Source organism: Chitinophaga niabensis (assembly GCF_900129465.1).
GTDB classification, from domain to species: Bacteria; Bacteroidota; Bacteroidia; order Chitinophagales; family Chitinophagaceae; genus Chitinophaga; species Chitinophaga niabensis.
The window spans coordinates 705,754-727,369 of sequence record NZ_FSRA01000002.1; the positions used below are offsets into that span (position 1 = coordinate 705,754).

General features: G+C 45.8%; 10 protein-coding genes. 2 read left to right on the plus strand and 8 right to left on the minus strand.

The window, feature by feature from the left end; all coding sequences use genetic code 11:
* Positions 1–133 precede the first annotated feature (133 nt).
* Positions 134–1,279: a TlpA disulfide reductase family protein gene (locus tag BUR42_RS19830; protein ID WP_074241284.1), complete on the plus strand. Its 1,146-nt coding sequence runs from the start codon at positions 134–136 to the stop codon at positions 1,277–1,279.
* Positions 1,280–1,317: 38 nt separating this feature from the next.
* Here the strand turns inward: BUR42_RS19830 and BUR42_RS19835 are convergent, their stop codons facing one another.
* The 8 genes from BUR42_RS19835 to BUR42_RS19870 form a co-directional block, all read right to left on the minus strand.
* The gene (locus tag BUR42_RS19835) at positions 1,318–2,742 is read right to left on the minus strand and encodes a RagB/SusD family nutrient uptake outer membrane protein (RefSeq protein ID WP_159442311.1); all 1,425 of its coding nucleotides are present in this window, start codon (positions 2,740–2,742) and stop codon (positions 1,318–1,320) included.
* Positions 2,743–2,765: 23 nt separating this feature from the next.
* Complete coding sequence (locus BUR42_RS19840) at positions 2,766–5,900, minus strand: SusC/RagA family TonB-linked outer membrane protein (RefSeq protein WP_084185719.1); 3,135 nt, start codon at positions 5,898–5,900, stop codon at positions 2,766–2,768.
* Between the two features lie 357 nt (positions 5,901–6,257).
* Positions 6,258–7,640, minus strand: coding sequence for a RagB/SusD family nutrient uptake outer membrane protein (locus BUR42_RS19845; RefSeq protein WP_074241290.1), 1,383 nt, complete (start codon positions 7,638–7,640; stop codon positions 6,258–6,260).
* Between the two features lie 4 nt (positions 7,641–7,644).
* On the minus strand, positions 7,645–10,485 hold the full coding sequence (locus BUR42_RS19850) for a SusC/RagA family TonB-linked outer membrane protein (protein WP_074241292.1): 2,841 nt from the start codon (positions 10,483–10,485) through the stop codon (positions 7,645–7,647).
* A 231-nt stretch (positions 10,486–10,716) separates the two neighbouring features.
* A complete protein-coding gene (locus tag BUR42_RS19855; RefSeq protein WP_074241294.1) occupies positions 10,717–12,183 on the minus strand; it encodes a SusD/RagB family nutrient-binding outer membrane lipoprotein in 1,467 nt (488 codons plus the stop codon).
* A 24-nt stretch (positions 12,184–12,207) separates the two neighbouring features.
* Positions 12,208–15,465 carry a SusC/RagA family TonB-linked outer membrane protein gene (locus BUR42_RS19860; RefSeq protein ID WP_074241296.1) on the minus strand — a complete coding sequence of 1,086 codons (3,258 nt, stop codon included), beginning with the start codon at positions 15,463–15,465 and terminating at the stop codon, positions 12,208–12,210.
* Positions 15,466–15,968: 503 nt separating this feature from the next.
* Complete coding sequence (locus tag BUR42_RS19865) at positions 15,969–16,670, minus strand: hypothetical protein (RefSeq protein WP_074241298.1); 702 nt, start codon at positions 16,668–16,670, stop codon at positions 15,969–15,971.
* A gap of 243 nt (positions 16,671–16,913) precedes the next feature.
* Positions 16,914–19,316, minus strand: a complete 2,403-nt coding sequence (locus BUR42_RS19870; RefSeq protein ID WP_074241300.1) for an efflux RND transporter permease subunit — start codon at positions 19,314–19,316, stop codon at positions 16,914–16,916.
* A 120-nt stretch (positions 19,317–19,436) separates the two neighbouring features.
* Between BUR42_RS19870 and porZ the strand changes: the two genes are divergently transcribed.
* On the plus strand, positions 19,437–21,608 hold the full coding sequence (gene porZ / locus BUR42_RS19875) for a type IX secretion system anionic LPS delivery protein PorZ (RefSeq protein ID WP_074241302.1): 2,172 nt from the start codon (positions 19,437–19,439) through the stop codon (positions 21,606–21,608).
* The last annotated feature ends 8 nt before the right edge of the window (positions 21,609–21,616 follow it).

A 21,616-nucleotide genomic window follows, 5' to 3' on the forward strand; every position in this document is an offset into this window, starting at 1 on the left:
AGCATTAACCCGGAAATGGATATATTCCCATAGTAACATGCCCGAACCGGCTACATAATTTAACAAAACCGCTGGGGAGCATCCGATTAATTAACCCTAATTTTAGTCCATCATATAGAAAAAAGAAAAGCCCATGAAAAAATTAGCCATATGGTGTGCCGGCGCAGCTTTGCTGGCCGGATGTAGCAGCCACCCGGAAAAAGGCGGATTCAAGATTGATGTACAACTGGCCAATGCCCCGTTAGAAAAAGTTTACCTGGAAGAAATGGCCATGCAAGGCCCTAAAATAGTTGATACCACGGCTGTAAAAGATGCCAGTGGCAAGTTTGAGCTGGATGGCATGGTTACCGAGCAAGGTTTATACCGCATCCGTTTTGAAAATGGAAAATACATTGTGCTGGGACTGGATGCGGGAGACATGAGTATCCACGGAGATTACAATGAACTGGAAAAGATAGACGTGAAAGGCTCTGAAGCCACTTCAGAGATCCAGCAATTACTCAATCACTACAGTGAAAAAGCACAGGTGATGAGTAAAGAGATCCAGGCGATAGACAGCCTCCGCATGGCTAAAACGTCAGACAGCCTGCTCACAGCAAGACGGAATGCATTTGAACAGGAAGCAAAAAACTCCCGCCAGTTCTTTATAGATGCCGCACAAAAAACAAAACAACCCGTAGCCGCCGTATTTGCCATGCAACTGGTGCGCTTTGATGATATCACAGAATTCCTGGAAAATAAAGGGATCTTTGAAAACATTGCGAAACGTTTCCCTGATAACGCTATGGTGAAGGAAATGATGAAGTCTGTTGAAGAAGCAGAGAAAGAATCCAAACAGGGAGCAGCCAGCGGGCCGGAATCAAAGGTTGGCCAGTTAGCACCGGACTTTGTATTACCTGATCCCAATGGCAAACAGGTTAGCTTAAGCTCTTTCAAAGGAAAGTTTGTACTGGTTGATTTCTGGGCAAGCTGGTGCGGGCCCTGCCGCCAGGAAAATCCAAATGTGGTGAATGCTTACATGAAATACAAGGATAAGAATTTCACCATCCTGGGTGTTTCTCTTGATAAAGCAAAGGAACCCTGGTTAAAAGCTATCGCTGATGATGGTTTGATGTGGAACCATGTAAGCGATCTGAAGTTCTGGGAATCTTCCGTTGTTCCTTTATATGGTATTACGGGTATCCCTACCAATATCCTCGTAGACCCGCAAGGCAAAATTGTTGCGGCTAACCTGAGAGGTAAAGCACTCGAACAAAAACTAAGCGAAGTATTGCAATAATAAAAAAAGGAGCATCTCTACGATGCTCCTTTTTTTTGTTAGTACCCTTTATTCTGTGCTAACTGTTTATTTGATTGTGTTTCCAGCAATGGGATGGGAAAGATCACATAATCTGTTCCCGCAGCCTGTGCCAGGTGTTGCGGACGAGCCGGAATAGCTCTGCCGGTACGAAGGAAATCCATCATCCCAAAACCTTCAAACGCCAACTCCATCCTTCTTTCATTCAGGATCAGCGTAATCAGTTCTGCCTGTGTTACCGGTGGAACAATTACAGATGCGCCACGTATGGTACGGATATCCATTAACTGGGTGAGTGCGCCTGCACTTACCAATGGGTCCAGCCTGGCCATGGCTTCTGCTTTGTTTAATTTTATTTCTGCCAGCCGGAGTACCGGAACCCATTGCTCCCTTGGATTGAGATAATATTTACCGGTATAGGTGGATGCTCCGGAAGTGCGGATCATGGCTGCATTCCTGCGTTTATCTGTTGCAGCGAAATTAGGAATGCCAAAGTAACCTGCAGTATTAACGGAAATATCCCCCCTGCCCAATGGGCTGTAGTGCTGACCAATGGCATTATTGGTGTTGGGATTGTCCGCACTGTTCATGGCTACAGAAAAGATCCTTTCTACTGTGGCATTCATATTAGCGAAGGTCCAGTTATCTATCGGTTCTGTTGCCAGTTTAAATGCAAGCGGAGAAGCGATCACGGCATCTGCGCTGGTATTAGCATTAGGCCAGTCTCCTTTGTTGAGATATACCCTGGATAACAAACCATCCGCAGCTGCCTTTGTAGCACGTGCACGATTAAAGTATGCATCATTCCAGTTCGGTGGCAATGCGGCGGAAGCTTCTGTAAGATCTTTGATCATCTGATCGTAGACTTCTTTTACGGTATTCCTTTTTACCCTGTTGACGGCGCTGAGTGCCTGTGCCCCATCTTCTGCAGCATCCAGGATCAATGGAACACCGGGGTGCCCCGCATCTCCCTGGAAGTTATAAGGCTGCGCATATAAACTCACCAGGTAGAAATAACACAATGCCCTGATGAATTTTGCTTCCCCGTAATACTGGGTTGCTTTGGGTGTACCTACTACGGCTTCATTCTGCTGTAGTTTTTTCATGAAGAGGTTGGCTTCATAAATGGTACGGTAACCACCTGTCCATGCATTCAGTGCAATAGCATCTGCGGAGATCATATTGAAAGAACCCACATTACCAAAGAAGGAAGCTACGTTCACATCGTTGCCGCGCTGGTCTGCATAAATGAGGATCCGGCCACCAAAGAACTCTGCATTCTGCAAAGCATTGTACATACCCAATGCTGCTTTTTCCACACGGGAAGGATCGCTGAAGATCTGTGCCGGATCAATGGCACTAAAGGGCTTCTGTTCATCTACTTTTGAACAGGCGCTGCCCAGCAACAGGCCCAGTACAAGTATATATTTAGAAAACGTTGTCATAATTGTAAGTTTTAGCTTAAACATTAGAATCCTGCTCTGAGACCCAGTGTAAATGTGCGTGGCAATGGTACACCGCGGCTATCCACACCAAAGGCAACGTTGGCCTGGCGGTTGGTATTGATCTCAGGATCTGCACCTGAATAGCCTGTGATGATGGCAGCATTGTTTACAGATGCAAACACCCGCAAGGCCGTCATGTTTAATTTCTGCTTCACATTCGGGAAGAGATAGGCCAGCATGATCTCCTGTACACGCAGGTAGTCTGCTGATTCAAGCCAGCGTGTGGATGTTTGCGTGGTGATATTATCCCTCAGGAATAATTTGGGTGTGATGGTATTGGTGTTGGTAGGTGTCCAACGGCCTTTGATCTCTTCAATATTATTCTGGAAGAAGTTGGTCATCATCCCCTGCCTGGTGGCATTGATCACGTAGTTACCTCCGCTGTATTGCAACGTAATACCTAATTCAATTCCTTTGTAAGAGAAGGTGTTGGTCCATCCGCCATACCAGGTTGGATAACCTGTTTTATCATCCAGGTAAACAGCATCTGCTCCTGTGATAGCGGTCACTTTGGCCGATCCGTCAGGAGTTGTCCAACGGTCTGCTGTAGCAAGGCCGGGGCTTGGATTGTACATTTTAACGGTACCGTCTTTCGCCAGGAATTGTCCGTAACCTGTGGTGGGGTTTACACCTGCCCAGCGGATCATATAGAACACGCCTAAAGGTTTACCAACACTGGCCCTGCTGGACCCGCTCACGATATCGTTCTCATCCGCGAGCTTAGTGACCCTGTTCTTCAGGATAGTGAAGTTGGTGGAAGTGGTCCAGTTGAAATCCTTCTTTGAGATGGGGTTTGCTATAACAGTCAATTCAAATCCCCTGTTATACATAGCGCCGATATTGGTGGTTACAGAAGAGCCCGGAACACCAACGGTACGTAATACCGGGGCGGCGAGGATCAGATTGTCCACATCATTATTAAAGTAATCGAACGTGATGCCTAACCTGTTATTCAACAGGGACATATCAAAACCGATATCCAGCTTCTTGGATGTTTCCCATTTAAGGTTAGGGTCTCCGATCTGTGATACGGATAAACCATTCACATCAGCATACTGACCGCCGCCATACAAAGTTCTCCATGCATATGCACCTACTTCAGAGCTACCAACAAGCCCATAGCTTGCACGGACCTTGAAATCGTTGATGGCTTTGATATTATCCCTGAAGAAAGATTCTTCGGAGATACGCCATCCTGCGGATACGCCGGGGAAATAACCACGCCGGTTATTGATACCGAAGCCGGAATAAGCATCAGCCCTGAATACGCCTTCAATGTAATACTTGCTCAGGTAATTATAGGTCAGCCTTGCAAAGTAAGAGTCAAAAGCATCTGCCCTTGCCACACCACCCGAGAAAGTATTGGTGGTGCCAGCATAGAGGCCATCATAAATACTGGTAAAATATCCGTCTGCCAGGTTACCCTGGCCGGTATATAATTCTGTACGTTTACTATACTGGTATTCCATCCCCGCTGTTAAAGCAACTGTATGTGCCTGATTGAATGTACGGGTATAGGTAGCGAAGTTGGACCAGTTCCATTGGTTGATGCGCAACAGGTTTTCCTGTACAAGTCCGTTAAGACCAAAACCATTACCGGCCTGATCAGGTCCACTATACTGGTCTTCAAAGTTCTGAATGAAGTCCACACCAAAACGGGAAGTGATCTTTAAACCTTTAATGGGAGAAAGTTCTCCATAGATGTTACCCATGGTACGGTTAGAGATATTATCGTTCCGGCCCATGTACACAGTGGTGAGCGGATGGAAGAAACGGTTCAAACGGTTCGTAGCTACGTTCACGTTATTACCGTCGGCAAGATCGCGGTTAGCTGCAGAGAGGTAATATCCGCCATAAAGACCAGTGTTATTATAGATCGGCACATTGGGCGGAGCATTGTAACCGGCAAAGGTGGCACCTGCAAGTAACCCATCAGACAGCACACCATTGTTCACACCTTTTGAAGAGTAGAGGCTTACCCCCACTTTCAGCCAGGTTTTAGGTGTAACATCCAGGTTGATGCGTACGGAACCGCGGCGCAGCCTGTTAGTGATCACAATGCCATTCAGGTCAGCATAATCAAAAGCACCATAATACTGTGCTTTTTCATTACCACCGGAAACGGATACACCATGATTTTGTGCAAAGCCAGTTTTAAATACTTCTTTTATCCAGTCTGTACGATCCGGCTTGCCATCGTTATTCACATCAATATCAACGGCAATGGGTGCCAGGCCTAAGTTGGCAGCCTTTTCATTCTGAATGGCGGTAAAATCTTCCCCGTTCAGTACTTTAGGCAGCCGTGCGGCTTTTGCCCAGTTGAAATCACCATTATAGGTTACGGCAACAGTGCCTTTTTTACCTCTCTTGGTAGTGATCACTATCACGCCGTTGGCTGCACGTGAACCATACAGCGCAGCGGCTGCAGCATCTTTCAATACGTTAATGGATTCGATATCATTTGGGTTGATATCTGCGAGGGGATTAAAGCGGGTACCATTACCACTGTTGAACACGTTCAGGTTGGTACCGCTGATCAATGGAATACCGTCCAGTACGATCAATGGAGCGGTTGCGTTGCTGATAGAGTTCACACCGCGGATACGGATAGTAACAGCATCACCAACAATACCGGAAGTAACATTCACGTTTACGCCGGCAGCCAAACCATCCAGGGCCTGGTCGAAACTTTGTACCGGTTTGTCGTTGATCTTGTCTCCGCCAATAGTAGTGGCAGCCACTGTGGCATCTTTCCGTTTAATGTCCACATACCCTGTTACGATCACTTCCTGCAGCGTTTTATCGTCAGTATTCAACTGAACGTCCCTGCTGTTGCCTGCAGGAGCAGGAAATTCTACATTACCGTAACCAATGAACGAGTAAACCAATACATCGTTGGGTCTGGTAATTTCAATCCGGTACTCACCATTTGCGTTGGTGATAGTTCCTTTGGATGTGCCTCTAATGGAAACAGTTACCCCAGGCAGCGGGGCACCATCTTTTGCGTCGGTTACTTTCCCTGTGATAATGCGGGATTGGGCGAGGAGTTGCCCACAAAGCATAACCGAAAAGAAAATGAGGAGTATCATTCTTTTCATAATCGATTAGATTTTGGTTGTAAACTTATCTTGTCAAGAAAGGCCTGGCGCTGTTGAAATCTGGGTTCTTTTGGTGGAAATAGCCGGGTTAAATACAATTCCTTACTGATGTTGCTTTGGGTCGTTGAAATGCTCTATAATAGTAATTTACGAAACATTTATCAAAAAGCTATCTTGATCAGTGAAAACAGCATGATTTAAATAAATAATATTTGATATATCTGATTATTTATGTATCTGTGAATCTGCCTGGAACATGCTATAGTTATCATGATAGCGCGGATTTTCCCTGCAAGCAGAAAAAGCTGATCTTCAGACAGATCAGCTTTTTAAATATTTATTTGACACTAGATAAGATTAATTGTATTTGGGGTGTTGGGAGATATTTTCATTTGCCTGAATTTCCCTGAGCGGAATAGGCAGGTAATATGCTTTATCCGCAGCCGTTAGTTTGGTTGCAGCGGGTGCCTGTATAGCATCTTCGGGTAAACGGGTAATATCCATGTTCTTTCTGCGGAGGTCTAAATAGCGATGTCCTTCAAAAGCGAGTTCTTTAAATCTTTCGAGCAGTATGGCATCCATCAGGCTGGCGGGATCTGCAAAGGTCTGTGGCGTGTATCCATTGATGCGTTGTGTGCGTAATACATTGAGGTCTGCAGTACCGGCATTTAATCCTGCAACACCTTTTGCTGCATAGGCTTCTGCACGGATCAGGTACATTTCAGCTACACGGAAAAGTTTAATATCCACGAGGTTGGCCAGTGCAGGTTGCCCGCCAACATACTTTACCACAGCCCATCTTGCCGGTGAAAGTTCTCTCATGTAAGTATTGAAACGTACATCATTCACTGCATCCATTGTATTTCTTAATTCAGCAGATGGGGCGAACAAGATCTTATCTGAACCATCGCGATAGAAGTCTCCGAACTTGGCATCCTGTGCTTCCCGCTTCAATTCCCATACTACTTCCACATTGTTCTTATCCAGCCAGATGTCCGGGAATTGTGCTATGGTAGCCAATGGCATCGCATTGATCACTTCACTTGCATAGGTGATCGCTGCATCCCAATTCTTTTGCCATAAAGCGGCCCTTGCCTGGATAGCAGATACGGCCTGTTTTGTAATACGGCTACGGTTCGTAAATGTAGCGGGGATCATACCTTTTGCCAGTTCCAGGTCTGCATTGATCTGTTCAAATACCTTAGCTACTGTTTCCCTTCCAGGTTTTCCTATCGCAGCTGTTTTCATTAAGGGCACACCGGGAGAGGCAGGTTCATAGTCCACCGCATATAACCGCAATAATTCAAAATGACAATAAGCACGCAACGCCAGCAGTTCTCCTTTGTATTGATTGCGCAAGGTCTCTCCCTGTGGTGTGGTATACACTTCATCAATTACATCCAGGATACGGTTAGCACGGTCCAGTACCTGGTAAAAACTTTGCCAGGGTGCAATAGCTTCAGGATTTACAGGATCCTGCCGCCAGCTGTACATCAATGTACCGCGGCCTGTATTATTTTCCAAAGACCACATGGCTTCATCTGCGATCAATGTATTGGTGCTGATGGTGTGCGTGGATAAACCTGCGTACACTCCCAATACACCGGCATTCACATCGTCTATAGATTGGAAGGCCAGTGTTTGATCTATTATTTCCGTAGGTTTAACATCCAGGTCTGCAAGGCAGGAGGATGCAAATACCAGGAACAGGATCGGCCACTGTTTATTTAATATTTTCATTTCCTTAGAATTGTATACTCAGCCCTGCCGTGATGGTGCGCGCAGCAGGATATTCAAAAAAGGCGGTACTGTTATTATCTTCCGGATCAAAACCCGTCCAGCTGGTGAACGTCAATAAATTCTGGCCCTGTACATAGATCATGGCGCTACGCAGCAGGTGTGTACGTTTTACGATCTCAGCGGGTATGCGGTAAGCCAGCTGTGCATTCCTCAACCTTACGTAAGAAGCATCCTGGATATCACGGGAAGTGAAATTACGTGGTTCAGAAAACGAAGGCTGATCGGTAATATCACCTGGTTTGCGCCAACGGTCCAGCCATTTCCGGGATTGATTGCTGGATGCAAACTGATTACTGTTAAGCAGGTAATACTCTTCTGAATTATACCTGTAAACGTTCTGTGCAAAAGAGAAAAATACTTCTGCAGAAAAATCCTTCCAGTTCAGCCTGCTGGTAATACCACCTGTATACAGCGGATCTATTGTTCCAAATGTTGCCACACTTTGTGATACCACATTGTAGTTAGTGGTCAGTGATCCATCCCTGTTATAATACAGCGCCTTTCCTGTTTGCGGATCTACACCTCCCCATTTTACAATATAATGGGTATTCACGGGTAAGCCTACACGTACTATACTGGCGCCCTGCGTAAATTCATTTACACCGCCAAGGCTGAGTACTTTATTCTGGTTGTAGGCTACATTAAATCCTGCAGACCAGGTAAGGTTTGCATTCCTGATAATATCTCCATTCAGGTCTATTTCAATTCCCCTGTTACGGATAGCACCCGCATTGATCTTGCGGCTACTGAACCCACTCGTTTGAGAAATCTGCTGATCTAAAAAGATCCCTTCCGTGCGTTTATTATACCAATCTGCGATCAGGCGCAGCCTGTTATCCAGGATAGCCAGATCTACTCCGGCATTAAATATCTTCATATACTCCCAATCATAATCATCATTGCCTACAGCGCTGGGTATGATTGCGGGCGAGCCATCATAACGGCTGGCGCCATAACCTGAAGCATAGGCAAAGTTGGAAGAGAAGGGAGAAGCAGATGTTCCATAACTGCTGCGGAAACGAAGGGTGTTGACCCATTTAGCTGAAGTGAGGAAGGCTTCTTTTTTCAGATCATATCCTGCTCCCACTGAATAGAAATTATGCCAGCGGTTGCTCTCCGGTACAGTGGAAGAACCGTCTCTGCGGAAGGTAACATTCAGGGTGTATTTGTCTTTATAAAGATACCTGGCCAATGCAATCCAGGAAGCTAATGCAGAACCTGTTCTGCCTCCTTCCACTTTAGGGATAAAACCATTCAATGCAGAACCGGGTGTGATGCCTGAAATAGTTCCTGCCAGGCCGGGTGTGATACCATAACCGGTGAGCTGCATGCTGGAATATTTCATCCTGTTAAACTCGTAGAATCCTGCTACGGTAACCTGGTGTACATCCTTCAGTGTCCTGGAATAAGTTAATCCGCTCACTGCGGTGAACTGGAAATAACGGGCCATTCCTTCCGCATGCATTCCCTGCCGTCCCGGAATGGAAGACTGCCCTCCGCTGTATGTTCCGGGTTTGATGGTACGTACCTCTACATTCTCCCTGTAATCAAAACCCATGTTGCTGCTGGCATAGAGGTAGTCTGTAAAATTATATTTCAGTGCTGTAGTGAGTGTGCCTTTTAATTGATTGACGTTATAGGTGGAACTCTGTAATCTTTCCAGTGCATCTGAGCCTTCCCTTGTATCATACGTTCCTCCGAAACGAGCTTTGTTACCGCTATGTACCAGTTGCCCGTTCACATAAGGTTGTTCATAGGGCAGGGCATAATAAACTGCCGCCATTGTATTGGTGGTACCGGGAGCGCCTTCGCTTTCTATGAGTTTATTATTCGTATATCCTACGGCAGTATTAATAGCTGCTGTAAAACGTTTGGAAGTAACATCCAGGTTTGTACGGAAGCTGTAACGTTCTATACCGGAGCGAAGAGCAATACCTTCCTGTTTATAATAGTTTGCGGCTGAGTAAAAGCGGATGCCTTCTGTTCCGCCGGAGGCACTCAATTCATATTCATGAAATGGTGCTGCGTTACGTAAAAAAATATCTCTCCAGTTGGTATGAATATTCCCAAGGCTGTCCAGGATCCTCGCGTAACGCTGTTTTTGTGCCGGTGGTAATGCTGCGTTGGCGGGGTTCTTGTCCGAAAAGATCCAGCCGGCGCCAGTGATCCTGGCTGTTTCCAAACCTACTTCTTCTTCAAATTGCAGGCGCTCTTCGGTGTTCATTACATTGAAGCGGGAACGTGTTGGCTGGGAGATGCCATGCTGCGTGTTAAATGTAAAAGAGAGATCGCCTGCTTTACCTCTTTTAGTAGTGATCAGTATCACACCATTTGCACCACGGGAACCATATAGCGCTGTAGCATTTGCATCTTTAAGCACGCTGACGGATTCAAAATCTCCGGGATTCATGGTCATGAAAACACCACTCTCCACTGCAATTCCATCTACCACATATAATGGTGAAACAGCACCTGAGATAGTAGCCTGGCCCCTGATGACCACTTTTGCGGCAGCTCCCGGCTGACCGCTACCGGATGCAACATACAATCCGGGGGCACGGCCCTGCAGCATCTGGTCGAAAGAAGCCATAGGGATCTTGTTGAGCTTGCTTCCCTGTATAGTAGATACAGCTCCTGTGTACTCTTTACGTGTTGCAGTATTGTATCCCGTGATCACTACTTCTTCCAGGATCTTCTTTAACGTGTCGGTTTTTCCCTTATACTGTTGTGAAACGCCGGGAATGCTTATAGCTATGGCGAGCCATAAGAGTAGCGCTTGTTTCATATGATTTGCTTTATGCCTCGTTCCAGAAAATGAATGTGTTTAACCCCCAAGCGTACAAGATACTGATTTTCAATTGATAGAGTACTACACAAAGATGTTATGGTTTTATTATGCAAAAAAAAGCCCGGCTGGCGGGGCATTTGCTTATTTTTTACTTAAATATTAAGGGGTTGCAATAAGCATTTTACGCTTATTGCAACCCCTTAATATTATCTAGTGAAAAATCTAATCTTATTTATCCCACCAAACCGGAACATCCAATTTTATGGCGCCGGGGAATTTAGCGTTTGTAGTGAGCTCTGTGTTAGGATAAGGCAAACGTAAAGGGAATTTACCAGCTCCCAGTGCCCCTACTTTAGAGACAACAAAGAAGGATGGGAAACCGGTACGGCGCCATTCTGTCCAGGCTTCGAAAGTTTGTTTACCATTCATGGCATAATATTTCTGCGTGATGATGGCTTTGATCTGCGCATCGTTCGCATTAGTAGCAGGCCATTGTGCATCAGGTGCAGCTGCAATGTATGCAGGTGCTGCTGCTGTGAGGTTATTAGCAGTAAAGCTGGCTGTGATACCACTACGGAAGAGTGTTGCAGGTGTACCTGCTAACCATCCGCGTACTGCTGCTTCTGCCTGCAGGAAATAACTTTCTGCTGCAGAAATGAATATTACAGGAGCCAGCGCAGAGTTGTTATCATCACCTAAACCACCAGTGGCAGCACTTGGGAAAGAAACCTGGAAAGGAGGAATAGTTCCGTATGAACCTTGCGGAATACCAACGATCGTGTCTATATCAACACCATTGTATTCGTTTGTAACAGTGGTGTACAATACTTTCAAACGGGGATCCTTATTAGCAGTCATGGCATCTATTGCCGTGGAACTGGCTACCAGGTTCTGCGTTCTGCCTAAACCAAGGATCTCAGCGAACATTGGGTTTTCGTTACCTCCTGATGAAGAGTAAGTGATCTTTGCATCTTTCTCCAGGAAAGTAGCATTAGCAGTCTGCAATGCTCTGATACCGGCTTCCGCTTTACCAGGGGCTGCTTTAACAATACGCAGGTATGCTCTCAGTTTCATAGTGTTTGCAAATCTTCTCCACTGGTCCATATCTCCGTTGAAGAACAGATCTTCCGCACCAGGTTTGAACTGGTTAGCGGGATCGATCAGTGCCTGACCTTTACTGATCCAGGAGAATACACTATCGTACACCGCTTCCTGCGTATCATATCCAACGGCCAGGCTGTCTCCGCCCTTCAGTGCTTCTTTTAATGGAATATCACCCCAGGCATCTGTGGCCATCTGGAAAGTATATGCTTTCAGCAGATATGCGATAGCGCCGTGTTGAGAGAATTGGCCATAATTCTGGATCACATTCTCATAGTTCTGCAATGCATTCCTCCAGACAATAAGCCAGGGCCTGTCCTGAGAAGTACTGGTGTTCAGGTAACGGTCATTGGTTTTGTATTGGGAAGAATACGGGCTTTGCGTCCAGTATTGTGCCCATAAACCAGAGTTGATACCGAGCTGGTTGCTTAAAACATGGCTGGTGGAGGCAGCAGCCGAAGGCAGCAGCAATTTAACGTCTGCTGTAGTAGGCTTGTTGGGATTCTCATTCACATCCAGGAATTTGCTACACCCGGTGCCCATTATCGCCAATGAAAGCGCTACTGTTGCTATTTTGATTTTCAATTTTGTCATTTTCAGATAATTTGCTTTGAACTATTAAAATGAAACCTTCAGGTTAAAGCCAAAGTTCCTTAAGGATGGCTGAGCTGTAAAGTCAAGGCCTTGTTCGTTAGATGCACCACCTGAGTTCACTTCCGGATCTACGTATTTGTTAGATTTCGGTGTCCAGAGGAACAGGTTGTTTCCGAAGAGACCGATGGATACATCTCCAAAAGGACCTTTGTTCAGCAGTGATTTTGGCAAACGATAAGAAAGGCTTGCTTCTCTCAATTTAACGTACGAAGCGTCTACAATATGTTGACCAGAAGGGATCAGATCTGTCCAGTAGTCGATCATGCCATAATTTACTGTGTTGGTTTTATATTTACCGGAACCAACTGGATCTTCAATAACAGAGTTCGGGAATGGATGATCAAGGCGATGGCCTTCAGCAGTTTCTGCGGAAGCACCAAAGAAAGCCAGGTCATCTTTTACTTTAGAGAAGAATACGCCACCTTGTTTTGTATCGAACAATGCGCTGAAGCTCCAGTTCTTGTAACTGATGTTAGTTCCAAGGGAAGCCTGGTAGTCAGGATTGTAAGAGCCCAGGTACTGTGGTAAAGTAGTGAGCAAAGGCAAACCGGTGTCTTCATCAACTATTACCTGGCCACCTGGTGTTGTTTGCAGCGTTTGTGCATAGAATGTACCGTAAGGTTTTCCTACAGCAGCAACGATGCTCATACCACCAAATCCTCCGATCACAACCTGGTTAACACCTGGAAGCAATTCTTTTACTTCACTTCTGTTGCGGGTATATGTACCGAAGAGTTCAACAGTAAGGCCATAAGATGTTCTTATTGGCGTTCCGCGTAAACCTAACTCAATACCTTTATTCTGAATAGAACCAGCGTTGATGCTTTTGAAGGAGAAACCTGTTACTACAGGGATCGGGATATTGAGGATCTGGTTCTTTGATCTGTTCTCGTAGTAAGAGAAGTCAACAGTTAACCTGTTATCAAAGAAGCCAAGTTCAGTACCTACTTCAAATGCCGTAGTGATCTCTGGTTTCAGATTAGGGTTACCGATGTTGTTAGACTGCATTAACCCTGGTATACCATTGAAAGGGAAAAGGGTTACTCCAAAACCACCGGTATTGATGCTGGTACGCTCATAATAAGTGTTCAACTGATAAGGAGGAGCATCGTTACCTACCTGTGCCCAGCTGGCGCGGATCTTACCATAATCCAGGACCTGTGCAATTTTGGAATCCTTCATCAGTTCTGTGAATACGAATGAACCATTCACACTTGGATAGAAGAAGGAGTTGTTGCCTTTAGGCAAAGTAGAAGACCAGTCGTTACGTGCAGTAGCACCTAAGAACAACATGCTCTTATAAGCGAGGTTCAGGTCAGCATACACACCAACGAGGCGGCGGATATTGTAATCGTTCACTGCCTGAACAGGACCATTACTGTTACCCAGGTTATACCATCCTGGAACTACCAGGCCACCTGATGTGTTGGTTTGTACTTCTGATATAGAGAACTGACGCTGACGGATGTTATTACCCACCATCAGACTTGCCTTGAAATCTTTACTGAAGTCTTTCCTGGCAGTGATCATGAGGTCGTGTGTGATCTCATTCAGGGTGTAGTTATCTTCTTCGTACTTACCGTTATTGGTTTTAATGTTCTGTGCTAAAGTGTATTCACCGGAAGTAAGGTCAGCAGGTTCAAACCTAAACTTAGGATATTTGAACTTACGACGGTCAGAATAAATATCAGCACCCAATCTTTCCACTACATCCAACCATGGCGTTGGTTTGTAAGTGATAGCGAAGTTACCGTTCATACGGTCAACATTCTGCAGGTTCCTGTATTCCCTTAATACCCAGTAAGGATTATCTGTATAAGCGCCATAGTAACCATATGTTGGGTTACCTGCTGCGTTTGTGGTATTACCATAACTGGCGTATGGATTATCGAGGTTTTTCAGTGAGCTCAGCGGAATATCACGGGGAGTTCCGAGTACATTGGCATAAACAGAACCGGGACCTTGTCCACCCTGCACCATGTCTCCATTGATCTTGGTGTAGTTAACGTTCACACTGGTAGAGAACTTGTTGTTCAGTTCGGCGGTACCGTTAAAGCGGATACCATATTTGTTGAACTTGTCGTAGTTACCAGGCATTACTCCATCTGAGTTCAATGCGTTCAGTGACAGGAAGTAGGTAGTTTTATCACCGGAACCGGACAGGGAAAGGTTGTTATTCATTGCCTTACCTGTTTCGAAGAAATCCTTCACGTTATCAGGGATAGCAGAGTAAGGTTTTGATTGCCTTACGCCATTGATCTCCTGGCCCCATTCCTGGCTCTTGCCATCAAATGGTTTACCCCAGCTCCAGTTTTCTTTTGGATCGTTGTGATAACCATCGGGATAACCAGCCTGAGGATAACCTTGTCCGAATTCATTTTGGAAGTCAGGCAGTTTCAGGATCCTGGAGAAAGTGGTGGCATTGTTGAAAGTGATCTGTTGTTTAGCACCTTTTTTACCGCTTTTGGTAGTGATGATCAAGGCACCGTTAGAAGCGCGGGAACCATAGAGTGCCGCAGCAGCAGGACCTTTCAGGATAGAGATAGATTCAATATCGTCCGGGTTGATATCATTTCCCCTGTTACCGAAGTCAACAGAAGAACGGCTGTCCTGTGCCAGGGTAGCAGAAGCGCCACCACCCATGATGTTGGTATTGTCGATGGGCACACCATCTACTACCATCAGGGCCTGGTTGTTACCAGAAATAGAGGAACCACCACGTAATACGATGCGGGAAGAACTACCCGGTGCAGAAGCTGTACTGGAGATATTTACACCGGCAACTTTACCGGCCAGGCCATTCAAAGCACTGGTGCTTTGGCCTTTAGTAAGTTCATCGCTCTTTACAGTAGGTGCTGCATAACCCAGCGAACGTTTATCCCTGCGGATAGCGTTTGCGGTAACAACAGTTTCAGTCAGTGTTCTAACATCCTGACTTAATACAACGTCCACTTGTGTGCCGTTGATCTTTGCTTCGACATCTTTCATGCCGATAAACTTAACTACAAGCGCAGTTACGCCGTCTGGTACGTTCAGGGAATAAACGCCATCAGCATTTGTGACAGTTCCAACATTTGTTCCTTTAGCTAAAATAGTAGCGCCGATAATGGGCGTACCGTCCTCAGCAGCCGTAACCTTTCCTTTGATGGTTCGACTCTGCGCCAAGACCTGTCCTGATAGGGATATCAGGATCAGGAAAAGTGCGGTTAGACCTTTCCTCATAAGCATAATTTAGTTGTTTAACGAAATTTTAACACTCAAATATAAATTACTTAACGGTTTTTTAACGCAATGAGTTTGTAATTTTTTTGGAGGAGCCATAGATTTTTTTTTAAGTAATGAATAAATACTAGATAAGTTCTTTATATGGAAGGAGTGCCTGCTTCCAAAGCCGGGGAGGCTTTAGGGGGTTCTTAAAAAAGAAAAAGCAGGCGACAAGATTATCACCCGCTTATCATCAACCAAAATCTAAATCGAGATTCTTTATGATATTTTCATTGCCGGACCAAGGTTCGGCTATATGTCTTCTATTGGCTGTAATGGCTAACAGCAAAGGGTCTACGAACATGTACAATTGGGTTACACGGCCGCAGGATGATATAGCATTATTTGGCCATATCAGGTGAAATGATAATGTCTTTTTCATAAGCGGTGAGATCTTGGTTACTCCAATCTAAGTTTTCAGGATTGAAAAACCATCACTGCTTATTCAGGAAATTACCCGGTCACGATAAGTTCAAAGGGAATGTTTTCAAGAGATTCATCAGAACATTGTACAGGTCATCATTCCGGTAGTTGTAGCGGAATTCGCATTCTTTGAGGTGCAGATAAGCTGTGTTGCGGTTCAGGCCCTTGAATTTGGCCAACCGGTGTTTGGTGAGCCCCCAGAATCCATCTACGTCATCCAGCAATGCCTTACCGGCATCCGCATCATGATGCCCGTTCCCCAGATGGTACAAGCGGTACTGCCCAAGGTCCACTACTCCCTGAAAGCGACGGATACGTTCCGTACTGCCTACGGTTTCCAACACACTGCGCCCACGCGCAATGGCCTGGATCATAGACCTGCTTACATCGGGAAGGATCTCGGTGAATACTTTGTTGTCCTGCTTGTAGATTCCAAAGATGACGGGCTTGATAATACGGTCCACGTCTGCCTTAACAGCAATGGCCGTTTCATGAGCGTCTGTGTGAGAGTGGCTCCTCTGCAGCCATGTAGCTGCATTGGGTGTAGATTCAGGTTGCAGCGACTCGCAATATTTTACGATCTGCAATCTTATCTTCTTCAGGTAACTGTTGATAGTTACTCTGCTAACCCCGCTGATATTTGCAATCTGCGTGGCGGTCAAGTCTTCGGAGAATAACTTAAGTATCTCCTTAAACTTGCGCTCGGACAAATGAGCGCCTTTTAGGAACTTATTTTTCATGGACTAAGAGGTTAGAATGGCATTATAAACCTCTTACTTTTTCTTCTGTATATATAATGCTTTATTATAAACGGCGATTAGCAGATGATGAACGTACCCCACTAGATTATTTTAGGAGAGGGATCAAAAAAAATCCGTGGCATTGAGCCACGGACTAAGGTTTTATGGGGAACACATCCAAAAAAATTATCATGCCCCTTTTATATTAATTTGTTTGAACGGTAAAATTGCAGGATGAACGTTCTAGTCATTTTTCTCATCCAGGCCTATCTGACCCAGCTCAAGATCAGGCTCTTCGTCCAGCGGCGTCCAATCCTTCTTCTTTGCCCTCTTTTGAAGGGCCTTTTCCATCCATAACAGCATGGCCGGCAGAATGGTGAGGTTGGTGATCATGGCCATTACCAGGGTCAGGGAGGTTAACCAGCCCAGCGCTTTTGTTCCCTGGAATTCAGAGAAGGCAAAGATCATAAACCCGGCAAAAAGGATCAGCGAAGTATAGATGATGCTCAGCCCGGTTTCATTAATTGTCTGCCTAACGGTAGCGGATATATCCAGGTTATTCTGTGGCAATTCCTGTTTGAAATTCACGAGGAAACGGATAGTAACGTCTATGGCTATACCCAAAGCAATACTGAACACCAATACGGTAGATGGTTTAATGGCAATGCCCATCCAGCCCATCACTCCGGCTGTAACAACCAGTGGTATGATGTTAGGGATCAATGAGATCAGCAACATCCTCCAGGAACGGAAGAGGTATAACATACAGAAGATGATCAGCACAAATGCCAGCAGGATACTTTCCATCAAACCGTTGATAATGAAACGGCTTCCTTCGAGGAAGATGATGCTGGTACCGGTGAAGGTCACTTTATACTGTGCCGTATCAAAGATGGCATTTACCTGCGGGCGTAACGAATCTATCAGCCTTGGCAATTCCACGGAGCCGATATCAGCCATGTTCACACTTACACGCGCTACCTGGCGGGTACTATCCATAAAGGAAGAAACCAGTTTGGTGAAGGTGGAAGCCTCTCCGGATGCACCTTTCATCCGCAGATAGGGAGCCAGGAAGCCAATATCAAACTGGTTTGGCACAGCATAGTTCAAACTATCCCCTCCATAATAAGCCTGTTTCGCAAACTTGATACCTTCTGCCACAGAAAGCGGACGGGCACATACCGGTTGCTCTGCTATTAACTTACTTACTTCATCGAGCTTACTGAGGGTTTGCAGGTTTACTACCCCGTTCTTCTTTTTGGTATCTACCACTATTTCCAGCGGCATCACTCCTTTGAAATTCTTCTCAAAGAACTTCAGGTCTGTATAGAGCTTATCTGATTTCGGAATGTCGTCTACAATAAACCCTACAGACTTCAGGCGCATCATACCCAGGATAGCAGCCCCTACCATTAATATGGTTACCAGGTATACCATGGGCCGGTATTTGAACACCAATGTATTGAGCAGGTCCAGCACGGAACAGAACATCTTGTTTTCCAGGTAGCTGGTATGTTTTGTTTTGGGTGGCGGCAGATAGCTCAGCACAGAGGGCAGGAAGATAAAGGAGATCAGGAAGATGAGCATGATGTTCACACCAGCTACTACCCCGAAATGTTTGAGGATAGCACTATTGGTGAAATAGAACACACCAAAACCAATAGCCGCCGTGAGATTGGTGAAGAGGGTAACGATACCCATCTTTTGTACCATGCGCACCAGAGCCTTTGATTTGTTGCCATGCAAGGCATATTCCGTATGATATTTATTAAGGAAGTATACACAGTTGGGGATCCCGATCACCACAATCAGGGGAGGGATCAGCCCCGTAAGCAAGGTGATCTTGTATCCGCAAAGCACAATCGTGGCCACAGACCAGATCACACCAATGGCCACTACGATCATACTCATCAGTACGGCACTGAAGGAACGGAAGAAAACGAGCAGGATCAAAGCAGTGAGTACAAAGGAGATCTTCAGGAACATCTTCAACTCATCGGCTACCTTGGTGGCCATGATGGTACGGATCATCGGAAGACCGCTCAGCTTTACATCCAGATTATGCTTTTTACCAAAAGCTTCGGCTGTTTTAGTAATGGCCTCTACTACTTCTATCCTTTTTGCGGAATTGAGGATACCTTTATTAATATGTACGGCCATCAGGTAAGAATGGCTGCTGGCACTGTATAAAAGTCCTTTATAGAAAGGGAGGGAATGAAAGATTGCAGCAAGACTATCCAATGTGGCCTGATCCTGTGGTACAGGCTGGAAGAGTGTTACGGCTTTGAGCTTGCGGGTACTGTCGTCCTTTACAAGATTTATAGCAACGGGGATGCTGAGGGTATTTTCCACCGCAGGGATCTTCCGCAGGTCGTCATTCAGCTTCACGTATTCTTTAAAGAATTCCAGCTGAAAGAGGCTGTCGGTTTCAATGCCCACTACCATCATATTGCCATCCTCGCCAAACTTGCTTTTAAAGTCCTGGTACTCAAGGAATTTAACATTGTCGCGGGGAATTGCGCCTGTAAATTCGTAGGACAATTCTACCTTGCTGGCGTAATATGCCATGATGCCTGTGCCTGCAAATAACAAAGCCAGTAGCCATAAACGGTATTTCAGTACAAATCCTGCCAGCCGCTGCCACATATATATTATATGTTTTGGTAAGGTCACAAAGGTAATAATGAATTTATGAATTTTGAATTATCAATGATGAATTGAACGATTTATGCATAAAGGATTATTCGTAATTGTTATTTTTGAGATATGCGTATAGGTTCCTTTTTCCTTTCGCTCCTGTTGTTTTCTTCCCTGGGAAAGGCGCAATCCGTTCCCATAGGGCAATGGCGGGAACATTTCCCTTACCGGCAGGCAGTTTCCATTGCCGCAGGAGAGGACCATGTTTATTGTGCCAGCCCTTTCAGTTTGTTCTCGGTTTCTCTGCAGGACAATGAAATCACCCGTTACAGTAAAGTGAACGGGCTCCATGATGCGGGCATTGCCGGTATCGGGTATCATGAAAGCAGCCAGGCCCTGGTGATCGCTTATAATAACAGCAACCTGGATATCCTCCGGAAAGAGAACATCATTAATATACCAGATATCCTGCTCAGGCAAACCTCCGGGGACAAACGGATCTATCATATTGCCTGCTGGGGCAACCATGCTTACCTCTCTACGGGCATTGGGATCATTGCCCTGAACCTGGAAAGGTATGAGATCACAGACACTTACCTGAACCTGAAAGTCACGGCGGTGGCAACAGATGACCGCTATTTTTATGCCGCTACCGCTAACGGTATCAAACGGGGATTGCTGCAGGGCAGTAATCTTGCGGACCCGCAGAACTGGATGGACCTCCCGCAACCGGGTATTGTGACCACACTGGCCAATATAGGGCAAAGGGTGATCGCGCAGGTGAAGGATACTTTATTTATATGGAACCAAACACAGTGGGACCGCTGGTATGCAGATGGACAGGCGATCAGGGGACTTACTTCTTCCGGTAATTCTCTTTTTGTGAGCCAACCGGGGCGTGTGTTACAACTTTCCGCTGCAGGCGCAATCACCGCTACTTTTCAAAGTACAACTCCTTCAGGCGCAGTGAATGCAGGGAACAGTATATGGATAGCGGATAATGGAAAAGGACTGCTGCAATATAATAATGGTGTTTACCAAAACCTCACGCCCAATGCTCCCCCGGATATCATAAGGGGAGAAATGATCATTCATCAGAATGCGCTCTGGGCTGCGGCAGGAGCAGTTACAACCAACTGGCAGGGCACTGGCAACAAGAGCGGTGTATTTAAGTTTGAAGGGGATGAATGGCAAAGTTACCAGGCCACTGATTCTCTTGCTGATATTGTTACTGTTGCCGGCACCGCTGATGTGGTATATGCCGGCTCTTTTGGCCGCGGGCTTTGGACGGTGGGTAGTACTGCTTTACAAGATCCGCCTGTACAGGTAAGCGGCTTAGCAACCGATAAAGATGGAAATCTTTGGGTGAGTGATTATGGTGCGCAGAATAATTTACTGGTGAAAAAGAAGGACAACAGCTGGTTGCAGTTTTCCATTCCGGTTTTTCATATAGCCAGGGCAGTTAGTCAGATCCTGGTAGATGATGCTGATCAGAAATGGATTGTTTCCCCTCGCGGGAACGGGGTGTTTGTTTTTAATCATGGCAGTAGTCTCGACAATACACTGGATGATCGCTGGAAACTTTATCAAACCGGAGCAGGCCGCGGAAATCTGCCATCAGATGAAGTGAAGTGCATTGCGAAAGACCTGCAGGGCTGGATATGGATCGGTACCACCAGGGGCGTTGGAGTTGTACAATGTGCTACGCAGGCACTTTCACCGGGAGGTTGTGAAGCGGTGCTGCCTATTGTACGGCAGGATAATTTTGCAGGTTTCCTTTTTCAGAATGAACAGGTGAACACGATTGCCGTAGACGGTGCTAACCGTAAATGGGTGGGTACACAGAATGGTGTATGGCTGATCAGCCCCAACGGGGAGAAACTCATTCAGCATTTCAATACAGGCAATAGCCCATTATCCAGCAATATCATATACCGGATAATTGTACATCCTGTAACCGGTGAAGTTTTCTTTGCCACTGCCACGGGACTTATTTCCTGGAGAGGTACGGCCACGGAAGGAAGTACCACCCAGGGCAAGGATGTACTGGTATTTCCGAACCCGGTACCAAGGGGTTATGAAGGGACCATTGCCATCAGGGGGCTGGTACTCAATGCTATCGTAAAGATCACAGACATTACGGGTAAACTTGTATTCCAGACCCGTGCCCATGGCGGCCAGGCTGTTTGGAATGGGGTGGATTACACAGGTCATCGTCCGCAAAGCGGTGTTTATCTTGTTTTTGCTTCCAATGAAGACGGCCAGGAAAAATTGGTCACGAAGCTGGTATTTATCCATTGATGTACGAC

Excerpts from the sequence above, each read along its gene's own strand:
- BUR42_RS19850 (WP_074241292.1), bottom strand. The coding sequence starts at position 10,485 with ATGAAACAAGCGCTACTCTTATGGCTCGCCATAGCTATAAGCATTCCC.
- BUR42_RS19830 (WP_074241284.1), top strand. The coding sequence starts at position 134 with ATGAAAAAATTAGCCATATGGTGTGCCGGCGCAGCTTTGCTGGCCGGA.
- BUR42_RS19860 (WP_074241296.1), bottom strand. The coding sequence starts at position 15,465 with ATGAGGAAAGGTCTAACCGCACTTTTCCTGATCCTGATATCCCTATCA.
- porZ (WP_074241302.1), top strand. The coding sequence starts at position 19,437 with ATGCGTATAGGTTCCTTTTTCCTTTCGCTCCTGTTGTTTTCTTCCCTG.
- BUR42_RS19845 (WP_074241290.1), bottom strand. The coding sequence starts at position 7,640 with ATGAAAATATTAAATAAACAGTGGCCGATCCTGTTCCTGGTATTTGCA.
- BUR42_RS19870 (WP_074241300.1), bottom strand. The coding sequence starts at position 19,316 with ATGTGGCAGCGGCTGGCAGGATTTGTACTGAAATACCGTTTATGGCTA.
- BUR42_RS19840 (WP_084185719.1), bottom strand. The coding sequence starts at position 5,900 with ATGAAAAGAATGATACTCCTCATTTTCTTTTCGGTTATGCTTTGTGGG.
- BUR42_RS19855 (WP_074241294.1), bottom strand. The coding sequence starts at position 12,183 with ATGACAAAATTGAAAATCAAAATAGCAACAGTAGCGCTTTCATTGGCG.
- BUR42_RS19835 (WP_159442311.1), bottom strand. The coding sequence starts at position 2,742 with ATGACAACGTTTTCTAAATATATACTTGTACTGGGCCTGTTGCTGGGC.
- BUR42_RS19865 (WP_074241298.1), bottom strand. The coding sequence starts at position 16,670 with ATGAAAAATAAGTTCCTAAAAGGCGCTCATTTGTCCGAGCGCAAGTTT.